Here is a 13,418-nt window from a genome sequence, read left to right as displayed (position 1 = left end):
AAGACGTCATGAGGAGGTGGCAGTGGCGCTCCCGGACACGGAGACCGTCTGGCCGCTGAGCGGAGCCGCGCGGCAGGCGGCACCGAGCGCACCGGCCGTGGTCGCGGTGGCGGACCTGCGCGCGACCAACGCGGCGGCCGTGCTGGCCGTCGTACGCTCGGCCGACCCGCACCCGCGCCTGTCCGAACTGGCCAGGGCCACCAGCCTCTCCCGCCCCACCGTGGAGGCCATCGCCGAGGAACTCGCCGACCGCGGGCTGATCGAGGTGGCGTCCGCGCCGTCCGCCCGGGGGCAGCGCTCACCCGGCCGACCCGCCCGCCGTTTCCGCTTCCGGCCGCACGCCGGCTTCGTCGTCGGCGTCGACGTCCGCCCCCGCTCCGTCACCGCCTGCCTGGCCGACCTCGACGGCGAACCGGTCGCCGTGCGGCGCCGCACGGTCCGCGCCGACCTCACCGGCCCGGCCCGGGCCCGGGCCGTCACCGCAACAGTCCAGGACGCCATGGCCCAGGCGGGGGCCGGCCCCGAGCGGGTCTGGGCGGCCACGGTCGGCACCCCTGGCCTCGTCGACCGGGCCAACGCGCGCGTCCGCCAGGCCGACAACCTGCGCTCCTGGGCCGACACCGACATCGCCGGCATCCTCCGCGACCTGCTGCACTGCCCGGTCGCCGTGGAGAACGACGCCAACCTCGCCGCGCTCGGCGAGCAGTGGCGGGGGGTCGGACGAGCTCCCGTCGCCGGTGAGGCGCCGGCGGAATCACCTGAACCGCCTGCGGCCGGCACGATGGTCGACGAGATGGTGTTCGTGCTGCTGGGTGAGCGCCTCGGCGCCGGTGTCATCACCGGCGGCCGGCTGCTGCGAGGGCATCACGGGGCGGCCGGCGAGATCGGCTTCATCCGCTTCCCGGGCCCGTCCGGTGCCGGCGGCTCCACCGTCCCGCACGGCTCGGGTGGCCCGCCGGACGCCCCCGGGCTCGAACCGCTTCCCGAGACCGTCGTCGTGGCCGCCGCGGCGGGGGAGCCGGACGCGGTCGCCGCCGTCGAGTCGTACGGCCGCCGGCTGGCCGAGGGCGTCGCCCCCGTGCTCCTTGCCCTCGACCCGGCCCTGGTGGTCATCGGCACCGGCCAGTTCCCGACCCCCGAGACCGCTCCTGCCGCCGACCTCCTGCTCGCCGCCGCCCGCCGGCACGCCCGGACCCTGCTGGTGGACCCACCGCACTGGCAACTGTCCTCCCTCGGTGACGACGGCGTCCTGACCGGCGCGGTCCGCTTCGCCCTCTCCTCCGTGGAGGTCGTCCTGCGCACCCGGCCGACGAGTCTGGTGGCGCGGACCCGGAACTGACGTGTCGGCCGGATATCCGGTCACCGCTCGGGTAGGACAGTGGTCCACCGGTCCGCTCCGAGGGGCCGGAGGGACGGAGGGTCGCGGCGTGCAGGGAGTCGTCCGCCTGGTGGTCGGCGGTGAGATCGTCGTGGCCAAGTACGGGGAGCTGATCGACGACGTACTGGAGGAACCGCTGTACTGCCCCCGGTGCGGTCGCACGACGGGGCTGACCTTGGTCGCGCGCGGGCGCGAGGCGTACCTGGAATGCGCCGAAGGCCACCGGTGGACCGACCCCGAGGTGGCCGCCTGCGGGGTGCGGCAGTTGCTGCACCTGGGGGAGCAGGGCGCGCAGGCCCAGTTCCCCGGCGCGACGGTCAGGGTCGACATGCTGCCGAGGATCACCGAGGACCGGACCCTCCACCCGCCTCCGCCCCATGCACCCGAGCGTCAACTGCGCTGGGAAGGCCTGGTGTTGACCACGACCGGCATCCCAGCCCTGACCGACTGCCTCCACTGGGCGCGCCGGTTGTGCGTCTGGGCGGTGCCCACCGACGGGGACGTCTACGAGTGGCTGTACCCGCCCGCCGGTGGCAACGCGCTCGACGCACACATGACCGTCGTCCTCGTGGCGCTGGCTCTCTATGCGGCCTGCGCCGAGGAGGAGTTGCCGCGCTGCGATCAGGTGTCGCTCGAGGGGGCGCTGGACCAGCTGCCGGGTGACGACCTGCGCCGGCTGCGTCCGACCGGTGTCGCGGGTCTGGGCGGCCGGCTTCGGGTGAGCGACGTCCACCGGCTGGCGACCGCCTCGCAGGAGACGTTCGAACGGTGGCGCCGTGCCGCCCACCGCGTGATCGAGGTGAACCAGGGTGACCAGCATGGCGTACAACTGGCGGACCGCAACAGGCAGTTGCTCACGCTGGCCGACGACCTCACCTGGTATGCGGGGCAACCCTGACGCTTGACCAGGGTGCCTCAGACGCCCCATTCTCCGGTCGCGCCCGCCGCGCGGAGTACTGGTGGTTCTCACTGCTGTACGTGATCGCCACCGGCGGGGTCGCCGGGACCAGCTTCGCGGTCAGGGCCCTGGGCATGATGGTGGACGGCCCCCGACTGCCGACCTGTGCGGCCCTTCGCCCCCGAGCTGCGGGCCCAGCTCGCCCGCGTCGAGCGCACCATCGCCATGGACGCATCCCCGGCGCGATGGCCGCCCTCGCTCGGCCCGCCGGGTCGTCCGCGGTGCTCTGATCGAGCACCCCGGGACGGCCGGAAGACCGCCTACCGCCATCCTCTGTCACGTCCCGGACAGGACGATTGATTCGTCATGCTCGCCAATCTCGACCACGTCCAGCTCGCCGCCCGGCCGCCGGCGAGGACACGCTGCGTGCCTTCCTTGTGGGCGCCCTCGGACCGACCGGGATTCCCAGGGCCTCGCTGCTGTCCGCCAGCGGAGGCTGCTGGTTCGCCACTCCGCCCGCCCCACCGACCTAGTGATGAAGATCATCCCACCGTGCGATCGCTCATGGGACCTCCCGAGGGCACGATGTGCGCTTCCGCCGGGGAGGCGAAATCCCTTTGCCGGCTTCCTGATGTGGCTCGAGACTGAGGGCATGCTCGGATTCGCCAGGACCGACAATGAAGCCCTCGTCTCTTGCCTGGGCAACCCGCAGCGCGCCGCCGCTGCCTACCACGAACTGCTGCGGCGCGGCGAGGCCGCGACAAGTGCCGTCCGCGCCGGCCTCCACCACGAAAACCCGGCAGTCCGCGAAGGCTGCTGCCGCCTCCTCGACCACCTGGTCGACACCGATTCCATGGACGAGCTCATCGCCATGGCCGACGACCCCGGCGCCAGGGTCAGGATCTCAGCCTGCCACGCCCTGGCCTGCGACCTGCTCCATGGGGAGCCCAGGACGTCGCGGTACACGGTGTCGTCGGCGGCAACAGCACAGCGTTCCGGCTGGCGCCCCACCCCGGGGTCAGCCCACGCCCGCCACACTCGCGAGTTCGGTCTCGACCCCCTCCGGCGAGAGGACGTGCTGGCAGACGAGGTGACTCGCGCCCATCGTGGCCGCCCGGTCGCCGGCGCGGGAGAGGACGATCCGGAGGTTGGTCGTCGCGAGCGGAGGGGAGCGGCGGTAGACCACCTCGCGCACCCCGGCCATGAGGTGCTCCCCGGCGGCCGCCATGGACCCGCCGATCACGATCATGCTCGGGTTGAGCAGGTTGACGCAGGTCGCCAGGACCTCGCCGATGTCGCGCCCGGCCTGGCGCAGTGCCTGGATCGCGGCGATGTTGCCGTGCGCCGCGAGCGCGACGACGTCGGCTCCGGTCACGGCCTGAAGCCCCTGCGCGGCGAGCGAGCGGGCGACGGCGTCTCCTGAGGCGATCGCCTCCAGGCACCCCGTGTTGCCGCAGCGGCACACGGTGTCCTCCCCGCGGGCGGCACGTACGTGCCCGAGGTCGCCCGCGGTGCCGTCGGACCCTCGCTGCAGCCGCCCGCTGCTGATCACTCCAGAGCCGATGCCGGTGGCGACCTTGACGAACAGGAGGTTGTCCACGTCGGGCCAGAAACCCGCTCGCTCTCCGAGGGCCATGATGTTGACGTCGTTGTCGACCAGCACCGGCGCGGGCAAGGAGCCCTGGACGAAGCCGACGACGTCGAACCCGTCCCAACCGGGCATGATGGGCGGCTTGATCGGACGTCCCGTCGCGTGCTGGACGGGGCCGGGCAGGCCGATGCCGACGCCGGCCAGGTTGTCCGGCCGGTGACTTTCGGCGAGCAGGCGCTTCCCGGAATCGACGACGTAGCCGAGCAAGGCCTCCGGTCCCGCCGCCACCGGCAGCTCCGCGCGCTCCTCCGCGAGCACCCCGCCGTTGAGGTCCGTGAGGGCTACACGCACATGACTCGCGCCGATGTCGGCCGCCAGCACCGTGCGGGCCTGGGGTTCGAACGCGAAGCGGGACGCGGGCCGGCCACCGCTCGACTGCGCGTCGCCGACGGGCACGACGAGTCCGGAACGCAGGAGCGTGTCGACCTTGCCGGCGACGGTCGAGCGCGCGAGCCCCGTGGCCATGGCGAGCTGCGCACGCGTCCAGGGCCGTCCGTCGCGCAGGAGTTGGAACAGGTCACCGGCGCGGAAGGCGCCGGTGGCAAGAGGCTGCTCACCTTGGGTGACCTGGACGGGTGAGCCATGGCTCTTACGTCGCTGTTCTGCCATGGGCGGAGTATCCCACAGCCCACTTTCGGTGACCAACGTCGTAGTTAGGGAAGATCCTCCGATACTTTCTATTGTTCTCCGTCAAAAGTCGCCGTAGGGTCCGGGTGCCCGCCCCCCTGTTCCGCTCACGATTCCGAGAGGACGTCGTCTGCATGAACTGCTCAGTCCAGCTCTACACCGTCCGGGACGCCCTGGAGAGCGACCTGCCCGGCACGATCCGGCGCCTGGCCGAGATCGGCTTCACCCAGGTGGAGCCCTACAACTTCGCCGCGCGGGCCGACGAACTGGCCGAGGCGCTCGCCGAGACCGGTCTCTCTGCGCCGACGGGCCACGCGCCGCTGCTCTCCGGTGACCAGGACGAGATCTTCGCCGCCGCCAGGCGCCTCGGCGTCGGCACGGTCTTCGACCCCTTCCTCCCGCCGGAGCACTGGCAGACCGCCGAGACGGTCCGCGCCAACGCGGCCCGCCTCAACGAGGCGGCCAAGAAGGGCGCCGAGCACGGCATCCGCGTCGGCTACCACAACCACTGGTGGGAACTGGAGACCAGCATCGAGGGCGTCTCGGCCCTGGAGTACTTCGCCGGACTGCTCGACCCCGAACTCGTCCTCGAGATCGACACCTACTGGGCCGCCGTCGGCGGGGCGGACCCGGTGGCGCTGCTGAAGCGCCTGGGCGACCGTGTCGTCGCCATCCACATCAAGGACGGCCCGGGAACCCAGGACATGAACGCCCAACTCCCGGCGGGCCAGGGGACAATGGACGTCTGGGGCATCATCGGCGCGGCGACCTCGCTCGAGGTCCCCGTCCTCGAGTTCGACGGCTACGCCCACGACATCTTCGACGGCGTGTCCGCATCGCTCCGCTACGTGCAGGCAGGCGCCCCGGCGGCCGGAGAGGCGGCGGCCCGATGAGCTGCGGACCGCTCGGAGTCGCCGTCATCGGCGCCGGCGTCATCAGCTCCACCTACCTGAAGCAACTCACCTCCTTCCCGGACCTCAAGGTCCACGTGGTCGCCGACATCGTGCCCGAGGCCGCCAGGGCCCAGGCCGAGAAGTTCGGCATCGCCCAGCACGGCACGCCCGACGTCGCGCTGCGGCACCCGGATGTGGACATCGTCGTCAACCTCACCATCCCGGCCGTGCACGTCGAGGTCGCCACCGCCGCGGTGCGCGCGGGCAAGCACGTCTGGAGTGAGAAGCCCTTCGCGCTCGACCGCGCGAGCGGCGAGGGCCTGCTGCGGGAGGCGAAGGAGGCGGGAGTGCGGCTCGGGTGCGCGCCGGACACCTTCCTGGGAGCCGGCCTGCAGTCGGCACGCCGGGTGATCGAACGCGGCGACATCGGCGTACCGCTCACCGCCCAGACGGTCTTCCAGACCCCGGGACCGGAGTCTTGGCACCCCAACCCCGCGTTCCTCTACCAGCGCGGCGCGGGCCCGCTCTTCGACCTGGGCCCCTACTACCTCACCGCGCTCATCCAGACGTTCGGCAGCGTGCGCCGGGTCGCCGCCCTGGGATCGAAGGCCCGGGCCACCCGCGTCATCGGGTCGGGCCCCAAGGCAGGCGAGACGTTCGACGTCGAGGTCCCCACCTACGTCAGCGCCCTGGTCCAGTTCGACGGCGGCGCGTCCGCGCACAGCCTCTTCAGCTTCGAGTCCCCCCACTCCCGCTCCGATTTCGTGGAGATCTCCGGAACCGAGGCGACGCTCCGGCTGCCGGATCCGAACTACTTCGACGGCGAGTTGCGGGTCTGCCGCACGGGGGAGGAGGAGTGGACCACTCTGCCGACCGCCGGCCCGGCCGACGGCCGCGGCATGGGCGTACTCGACATGGCACGGTCCCTCCGCGCCGGTCAGCCGCACCGTGCCACCGGCGAACTCGCCCACCACGTCGTGGACACCATGGTCTCGATAGCGGAGGCGATCGACGCGGGCACGTTCGTCGACGTCACCAGCTCGGCACCGGCCTCCGCGCCCCTGCCCGAGGACTGGGCGCCCACCGAGGCCACATTCGAAGGAGCTTCCGCGTGACAGTCGGAGAACAGGCCGGACCCCGGTCTCTCGGGGTCGCGGCGATCGGGTACGCCTTCATGGGCAAGGCCCACTCACAGGCCTGGCGGAACGTGGCCGCGTACTTCGACGTGCCCCCGGTCGAACAGCGGGTGCTCGTCGGCCGGGACGCCGATCAGGTCGCCCGGGCCGCGGCCCGGTTCGGGTGGGCGGAGGCGGCCACGGACTGGCGGGAGGTCATCGCGCGGGACGACGTGCAGATCGTGGACATCTGCGTACCCGGCTCGCTGCACGCGCAGATCGCGATCGCCGCCCTGGAGGCGGGCAAGCACGTCCTGGTCGAGAAGCCCCTCGCGAACTCGATCGAGGAGTCCGAGCTCATGGTCGCCGCCGCACAGGCCGCGCGGGCGCGCGGGGTGCAGTCGATGGTGGGCTTCAACTACCGGCGCGTCCCCGCCCTCGCGTACGCGCGCCGGCTCATCGCCGACGGGCGTCTCGGCACCGTCCGGCAGGTCAGGGCCGCATACCTGCAGGACTGGCTCGCGGACGACACCGCACCGATGACCTGGCGGCTGAGGAAGGAAACCGCCGGGTCAGGAGCCCTGGGCGACATCGCGAGCCACGCGATCGACCAGGTCCAGTACCTGCTCGGCGACACGGTCACCGAGGCCACCGGTCGTCTGCACACCTTCACTGTGCAGCGCCCCGGCCCCGACGGGCCCGAGGACGTCACGGTCGACGACGCGGCCTGGGCCACCCTGACCCTGGCCGGCGGCGCCCTGGCCTCCGTGGAGGCCTCCCGGGTGGCACTCGGCCGGAAGAACTCCCTCCGGATCGAGGTCTACGGCACCGACGGGGCGCTCGCGTTCGACCTGGAGCGCCTCAACGAACTCGAATTCCTCGACGGCAACGCTCCGGCCACCGAGCAGGGCTTCCGGCGGATCGTCGTGACCGAGCCCGATCACCCCTACGTGGATGCGTGGTGGCCACAAGGGCACATCATCGGCTGGGAACACACCTTCACCCACCAGATCCGGGATTTCCTCCTCGCCATTCGCGCCGGCATCTCCCCGAGCCCTTCCTTCGAGGAGGGACTGCGGGTCCAGCGTGTCCTGGCCGCGATCGAGGAGTCCGCCGCGACCAAACCCGTCCGGCTGTGAGCCGCAAGCCACTCAAGGAGAAGCCATGCCCCGCCCCTTCACCCTGTTCACCGGCCAGTGGGCCGACCTCAAGCTGGAGGAAGTAGCCCGCCACGCGTCCGAATGGGGCTACGACGGACTGGAGATCGCCGTCTCGGGAGAGCACCTGGACGCCTGGCGGTGGGACGACGAGGCCTACATCGCCGAGCGCCTCGGCATCCTCGAACGCCACGGACTCGAGGTGTGGGCCATCTCCAACCACCTCAAGGGCCAGGCCGTGTGCGACGACCCCATCGACTTCCGCCACCAGGCGATCGTCGGCTCCCGGGTCTGGGGCGACGGGGAACCCGAGGGCGTACGCCGACGCGCGGCGGAGGAGCTGAAGAACACCGCCCGCCTCGCCAAGGCCCTGGGCGTCAAGACCGTGGTCGGCTTCACGGGCTCCAGCATCTGGCAGTACGTGGCGATGTTCCCGCCGGTCCCCGCCCACGTCATCGACGCCGGGTACCAGGACTTCGCCGACCGCTGGAACCCGATCCTGGACGTGTTCGACGAGTGCGGGGTCCGGTTCGCCCACGAGGTGCACCCGTCCGAGATCGCCTACGACCACTGGTCCACGCAGCGTGCCCTGGAGGCCATCGGCCACCGCGAGGCGTTCGGCCTCAACTGGGACCCGTCCCACATGCTCTGGCAGGGCATCGACCCGGTCGGCTTCATCACGGACTTCGCCGACCGGATCTACCACGTCGACTGCAAGGACACTCGGATGCGGATGGGCAACGGCCGCGCCGGAATCCTCTCCTCGCACCTGCCCTGGGGCGACCCGCGCCGCGGGTGGGACTTCGTCTCCGCCGGCCGCGGTGACGTCCCCTGGGAGGACTCCTTCCGTGCCCTCACGGCCATCGGCTACGACGGCCCCATCTCCGTGGAGTGGGAGGACGCGGGAATGGACCGCCTCGCCGGAGCCCCGGAAGCACTCCAAACCCTGAAACGGTTCGACTTCGCCCCCAGCACCCAGTCCTTCGACGCCGCGTTCAGCCAGCATTCCTGATGCGGCGCCGCAGGCCCGGGCCGGCATCTGCGGCGACGGACGAGCACACCGCTGCCAGGGCTTCCGCAGCCGGGAGTACCCGATGCCTTTGCTGATCAACTCCCGCGCCCGGGCCTCGGAGCCGACATCGAATGGTGACCGTCACGCCACATCCGTCCTGGAACCGAACCCGCAAGGAAAGCCCGCTCCCATGAACCTGGTGGAATCCCTCCGACACCACCGCCTGCTCGCGATCGTCCGGGGCAAGGACCCCGCCGCCGCCCTGCGCACCGTGCGCACTCTCGTGGACGAGGGCATCGCCGCCGTCGAGATATCGCTGACCACCGCCGACGCCCTGGCCGTCCTCAAGCAGGCCCGCGCCGCACTCGGCCCCGACGCCCTCCTCGGCGCCGGCACCGTGCGCTCCGCGGCGGACGCGGCCCGAGCGCTCGACGCCGGGGCGTCCTACCTCGTCACCCCGGCACTGGTCGACGGGCTCGCGCCCTACGGCGTACCCGTCCTCATGGGCGCGCTGACCCCCAGCGAGATCGAAGCCGCCCTCGCACGCGGCGCCGACGCGGTCAAACTCTTCCCCGGCTCCCTCGGCGGCCCCGCCTATCTGAAGGCTCTGCGCGACCCCTTCCCTGAGGTGCCCTTCGTGCCCGTCGGGGGAGTGGACGCGACAGTCGCCCGCGACTACCTGGCCCGGGGCGCCCTCGCCGTCGGTGTCGGATCACCCCTCGTCGGCGACGCGGCCGACGGCGGCGACCTGGAGCAACTGCGCGTCCGGGCCGCCGAGTTCCGCAAGGTCGCCGCCGGAGACCTGCCATGAGCGCGCATCTCGAGCAGCCGCCCGAGGTGGTCACCTTCGGTGAGACGATGGCGGCCCTGCGGGCACATGGCGTCCTGCGGATGGGCGGCAGCCTCGACCTGTCCGTGGCGGGGGCCGAGTCCAACGTCGCCATCGGCCTCGCCCGGCTCGGGCACCGGGTGCGCTGGGCCGGCCGGGTCGGCGCGGACGAACTCGGCGCCCTGGTCCTGCGCACCCTGCGCGCCGAGGGCGTCGACATCGGTCACGCGAGAACCGACGACGCCGGCCGGCCCACCGGACTGCTGCTGACCGAGCCACGCCTGGGCACACTCACCCGGGTCAGCTACTACCGCACCGACTCGGCCGGATCGGCGCTCACGCCGGCCGACGTGCTGCCGGCGCTGGCTCCGGAAACCCGCGTCCTGCACATCACCGGCATCACGCCGGCCCTCGGCCCGTCGGCCGCCGAGACCGTCCTGGCCGCCGCCAGGACCGCCCACGACGCAGGCACGACCGTATGCCTCGACGTCAACCACCGCTCCAGGCTGTGGAGCGCCGACAGCGCCCGTACCGCCCTGCGGCCGCTGCTCGCCCACACCGACCTGCTCATAGCCTCCGAGGACGAGGTGCCGCTCGTGCTGCAACAGCCCGGGGCAGCCGAACCGGAGGCGGTCAAGCACCTGTTGGACACGGGCATCCGAGAAGTGATCATCAAACGCGGTGGGCGTGGCGCGACCGTCTTCACCGCCGACGGAGCGGCCCACCGCCCGGCACGCCAGGTCGACGCGGTCGACCTGGTCGGCGCGGGCGACGCCTTCGTGGCCGGGTACCTGTCAGGACTCCTCGATGGTGTGGACGTCCCGGCCCGTCTGCACCGCGCCGTCACCACCGCGGCCTTCGCGGTCGCCACCCGGGGCGACTGGGAAGGGCTCCCCACGCGCGACGAACTGGACCTGCTCGACGAACCCGACGGCACGACCGTCCGCTGACCTCCGGACGTGTGAATCGCCGCTGGCACCATCCTCCGCTGCCGTATCGATCCCGTCTCGGGCGACCTGTTCGGCGGCCGGAGATCTTCGTAGGCCCCGGCGGCGCGCAGGCAGCCCCGACGGCATGACCGTCGACAGGGGCTTGCTGAGGCGGCGGGCTCAAGCGGCCGGCGCGGCCGAGGACCACACGCCGAACCACTGCTCGGCGCCGTATCCCTCGAACCGTTCCAGCTCGGTGAACCCCAGCTTGGCAGCGAGGCGCATCGAGCGGGCGTTGGCGGTCTGGGTGTAGAGCACCACCGGCTCACCCGGCAGCGCCTGGGCGAACCAGTCGAGCGCCGCTCGGCACGCCTCGGTGGCGTACCCGCGTCCCCACGCCTCCGGCAGGAACAGATAGCCGAGCGCGGTACCCGCGGCCTCGCGGCGGTGGGCACCCGGAGGTGAGGGGTCGTGCGGGTCGAGCTGGACCGTGCCGATCGCCGCTCCGTCGAGTTCGACCACGAAGAACCCGGGGCGCCGCCCCGGCACCTCGGGCACCGTGCGTTCGAGCTCGGCACGCGGTCGTGGGCCACCGAGGTAGGTGCCCACCTCGGGCGAGGCGTTGAGCTCGATGGCCGTCGCACGGTCCCGGGCCTCCGACTCACGCAGGACGAGCCGCTCGGTCTTGATCGGCGCAGGCGGCCAGGCGAGGGGTCTGGGGTCGGTCATGCCGGCCAACCTTGCCAGCAGCTCCGACGGCGATCAAGGCGCGCGAGCCGATCAGGCCAGGACGGGCCCTACGATGACCCGATGCGCCCATCCGCCGCGGAGCCCTACTGGAACACCAACGTCGCCCGGTATCCGGGCATCCTCCGGTCGGTTCCAGAGGGTTGCGGCGCCGCACTGGACGTCGGCTGCGGCGACGGGCTGCTGGCACGGAAGCTGGCCGGGCGGGCGAAACACGTCACCGGGATCGACAAGTCGTCTGAAATGATCGCCTGCGCACGCGAGTCCGCTGTCGGCACCACGCAACTCACCTTCATCGAGGGTGATTTCCTCACGGCGGAACTTCCCGAAACGGAGTACGACTTCGTCTGCTCGGTGACCACGATCCACCACATGGACTTCGAGGCCGCCCTCGTCCGCATGCGTGAGCTGCTGCGGCCCGGCGGCACGCTGGTGGTCGTCGGTCTGGCCCGCGAGGCGAGCGTCACCGAGTGGGCGGCGCTGATCGCGGCCGCCCCCGTCGTGAGGATCACCAAGGTGCTGCGTCGCGCACGCGGCCCGAAGGGCATGCCGGTCGCCGCCCCGCAGATGAGCTACGGGGAGGTGCGCGCCACCGCCCGGCGGCTGCTGCCGGGCGTGCGCTACCGCAGGCACGTGCTGCGCCGGTACTCGCTGACCTGGCAGAAGCCCGCCCACTGAGAGCCACACGCCCTGGTCAGGGCCTCCCGGCGGGATGAGCACCCCATTGGTCGGGGCCGCCGCCCCGCCATTCGACCAGCGGGGACTGCTGTACCCAGACCTCGTCCACGTCGTCCAGGCCCGCGAGGCGCAGGAACTCGACGATGTCCAGCACGGCGTACGCCAGCCCCACGAACCGGTCCGCCAACCGGACGCGCCGACCGCCGTCCGCAGCCGGCGGATAGATCACGATGGGCTGTGCGCTGGTCATGGCACCAGCGTGCGGCCCGGACCGAGGGTGCGCACGCTGGGGAGAAGCGACGCTCGCACAGAGCGTCATCGCCGGGGCGGTGTCAAACTTTCGCACCTTCCGTGGCCACGACTGTCACCGCTTCGGCGGTGCGCTCCATGCACACCAGTTGATCACGCTCGTCCCACGACTCGGTGACGGTGAAGCCGAGCCGCTCGTACAGGGCGATGGCGCCGGCCCGCCACCGCCATACCGACAGCCGTACCGTGCTGACGCCACCCTCCGCGGCATGCGCGAGTGCGGCGCCGACCAGGCCGGAGGCGATACCCCGACCCCGGAATGCCGGGTCCGTCCAGAGCCGCTTGATCTCGCACCGCCCGCCGACAGGAGCGGTCACCACCAGACAGCCGACGACGGTGTCCCCGATCGACGCCACCAGCACCGCATCGTCGGCGAACGCGGCACGCGGGTCCAGCACCTCTGCCCGGTAGCGGTCCGGCAACCCGTTCGCATCCGCGACGGCCTCGCCCTTCTCGGTCTGCGTCTGCAGATGGTAGGCCGCCAGCAGTGCGGCCGGCCCACCCTGATCACCAGACCCCTGCCCCGGCCAGCGGACGATGGCGACGTCATGTGGATCAGTCATTCCGGCAGCATCACATGCCCTGGACGTACTGCGCAGGGTTGCGGGCCGGAAAGGCATCGACCGGCAGGGGTGTCTCTCGGAAGACTGCCTGTGAGCGTTCGCGCTCTCGCGGACACTGGGGGCATGGGATTCGCCGTCTTCATGACCTTGCCCGGGCTGGTCATCGTCCTGACCGTACTGGCCTTCGTCGACCAGCTGCTGCTGCGCGCAGGGCGGGCCGGGCTCCTGCCTTGGCGGAACAGCGTCAGGCAGGGACAGATATCCGCAACCGGTTTCGAGCAGCTCCACGCGAGCTTCTCGCCGGGCAAGCAGAGCGAGCTCAAGGAGCGCCAGTCAGCGCTCATCCTGCGGGACGACGAGGAGGACGGAGCACCGCCGAACCGGACCATGGTGGATCTGGACGGCGGAACAGCGGTCGTGCGCATGCCTCCGACGAGTCGGTAAAGAAACGACGACCGACCGAAAGGTCAGCATCGTGGTCCCGGTCTACAACGCGGGCCGGTACATCGACATGTGCGCGCCGTCGCTTTCGCGCCAGACGCTGGGTGAGGACGCGTACGACGCGCAGCGGCTGAACGCGTCGGCGAGCAAGCACGCTCACGTGCGCTGCCACTCGCAACGGTTCGACATCG

At 71.8% G+C, this 13,418-nt stretch carries 14 protein-coding genes and 1 pseudogene; 11 read left to right on the top strand and 4 right to left on the bottom strand.

The window, feature by feature from the left end; all coding sequences use genetic code 11:
• The first annotated feature begins 22 nt into the window (after nucleotides 1-22).
• The 3 genes and pseudogenes from ACIRVK_RS32275 to ACIRVK_RS32265 form a co-directional block, all read left to right on the top strand.
• On the top strand, nucleotides 23-1,339 hold the full coding sequence (locus ACIRVK_RS32275) for an ROK family protein (protein WP_404253345.1): 1,317 nt from the start codon (nucleotides 23-25) through the stop codon (nucleotides 1,337-1,339).
• Between the two features lie 88 nt (nucleotides 1,340-1,427).
• Nucleotides 1,428-2,276 carry a hypothetical protein gene (locus ACIRVK_RS32270; protein ID WP_404253343.1) on the top strand — a complete coding sequence of 283 codons (849 nt, stop codon included), beginning with the start codon at nucleotides 1,428-1,430 and terminating at the stop codon, nucleotides 2,274-2,276.
• 535 nt (nucleotides 2,277-2,811) lie between these two features.
• A pseudogene (locus ACIRVK_RS32265) lies at nucleotides 2,812-3,189 on the top strand (hypothetical protein); the annotation flags it as partial.
• 105 nt (nucleotides 3,190-3,294) lie between these two features.
• Here ACIRVK_RS32265 and ACIRVK_RS32260 read toward each other — a convergent pair.
• Entirely contained in the window at nucleotides 3,295-4,536 is a 1,242-nt protein-coding gene (locus ACIRVK_RS32260) for an ROK family protein (protein WP_404253341.1), read from the bottom strand.
• A 152-nt stretch (nucleotides 4,537-4,688) separates the two neighbouring features.
• Between ACIRVK_RS32260 and ACIRVK_RS32255 the strand changes: the two genes are divergently transcribed.
• The 6 genes from ACIRVK_RS32255 (at nucleotide 4,689) to ACIRVK_RS32230 (ending at nucleotide 10,510) form a co-directional block, all read left to right on the top strand.
• Nucleotides 4,689-5,447, top strand: coding sequence for a sugar phosphate isomerase/epimerase family protein (locus tag ACIRVK_RS32255; RefSeq protein WP_404253339.1), 759 nt, complete (start codon nucleotides 4,689-4,691; stop codon nucleotides 5,445-5,447).
• Entirely contained in the window at nucleotides 5,444-6,562 is a 1,119-nt protein-coding gene (locus ACIRVK_RS32250) for a Gfo/Idh/MocA family protein (RefSeq protein ID WP_404253337.1), read from the top strand. Before ACIRVK_RS32255 ends, ACIRVK_RS32250 begins: the two co-directional genes overlap by 4 nt.
• A gap of 59 nt (nucleotides 6,563-6,621) precedes the next feature.
• Complete coding sequence (locus ACIRVK_RS32245) at nucleotides 6,622-7,701, top strand: Gfo/Idh/MocA family protein (protein WP_404253414.1); 1,080 nt, start codon at nucleotides 6,622-6,624, stop codon at nucleotides 7,699-7,701.
• A 25-nt stretch (nucleotides 7,702-7,726) separates the two neighbouring features.
• The gene (locus tag ACIRVK_RS32240; RefSeq protein WP_404253335.1) at nucleotides 7,727-8,731 is read left to right on the top strand and encodes a sugar phosphate isomerase/epimerase family protein; all 1,005 of its coding nucleotides are present in this window, start codon (nucleotides 7,727-7,729) and stop codon (nucleotides 8,729-8,731) included.
• Between the two features lie 190 nt (nucleotides 8,732-8,921).
• On the top strand, nucleotides 8,922-9,542 hold the full coding sequence (locus ACIRVK_RS32235; protein ID WP_404253333.1) for a bifunctional 4-hydroxy-2-oxoglutarate aldolase/2-dehydro-3-deoxy-phosphogluconate aldolase: 621 nt from the start codon (nucleotides 8,922-8,924) through the stop codon (nucleotides 9,540-9,542).
• Nucleotides 9,539-10,510, top strand: a complete 972-nt coding sequence (locus tag ACIRVK_RS32230) for a sugar kinase (protein WP_404253331.1) — start codon at nucleotides 9,539-9,541, stop codon at nucleotides 10,508-10,510. Before ACIRVK_RS32235 ends, ACIRVK_RS32230 begins: the two co-directional genes overlap by 4 nt.
• A gap of 159 nt (nucleotides 10,511-10,669) precedes the next feature.
• On the opposite strand, the gene ACIRVK_RS32225 is transcribed toward ACIRVK_RS32230, so the two are convergent.
• Entirely contained in the window at nucleotides 10,670-11,218 is a 549-nt protein-coding gene (locus ACIRVK_RS32225; protein ID WP_404253329.1) for a GNAT family N-acetyltransferase, read from the bottom strand.
• Nucleotides 11,219-11,299: 81 nt separating this feature from the next.
• On the opposite strand from ACIRVK_RS32225, the gene ACIRVK_RS32220 reads away from it, so the two are divergent.
• The gene (locus ACIRVK_RS32220) at nucleotides 11,300-11,914 is read left to right on the top strand and encodes a class I SAM-dependent methyltransferase (protein WP_404253327.1); all 615 of its coding nucleotides are present in this window, start codon (nucleotides 11,300-11,302) and stop codon (nucleotides 11,912-11,914) included.
• Between the two features lie 16 nt (nucleotides 11,915-11,930).
• Here ACIRVK_RS32220 and ACIRVK_RS32215 read toward each other — a convergent pair whose 3' ends face one another.
• Both ACIRVK_RS32215 and ACIRVK_RS32210 read right to left on the bottom strand, forming a co-directional pair.
• On the bottom strand, nucleotides 11,931-12,164 hold the full coding sequence (locus ACIRVK_RS32215; RefSeq protein ID WP_404253325.1) for a hypothetical protein: 234 nt from the start codon (nucleotides 12,162-12,164) through the stop codon (nucleotides 11,931-11,933).
• Between the two features lie 82 nt (nucleotides 12,165-12,246).
• A complete protein-coding gene (locus ACIRVK_RS32210; protein ID WP_404253323.1) occupies nucleotides 12,247-12,786 on the bottom strand; it encodes a GNAT family N-acetyltransferase in 540 nt (179 codons plus the stop codon).
• A 123-nt stretch (nucleotides 12,787-12,909) separates the two neighbouring features.
• Between ACIRVK_RS32210 and ACIRVK_RS32205 the strand changes: the two genes are divergently transcribed.
• The gene (locus ACIRVK_RS32205) at nucleotides 12,910-13,230 is read left to right on the top strand and encodes a DUF6191 domain-containing protein (protein ID WP_404253321.1); all 321 of its coding nucleotides are present in this window, start codon (nucleotides 12,910-12,912) and stop codon (nucleotides 13,228-13,230) included.
• Nucleotides 13,231-13,418 lie beyond the last annotated feature (188 nt).

This window comes from Streptomyces sp. NPDC101152 (assembly GCF_044768275.1).
In the GTDB taxonomy this organism is placed as follows: domain Bacteria; phylum Actinomycetota; class Actinomycetes; order Streptomycetales; family Streptomycetaceae; genus Streptomyces.
Note: the sequence above shows the minus strand (reverse complement) of the source record. Positions and strands in the feature narration are given on the sequence as shown.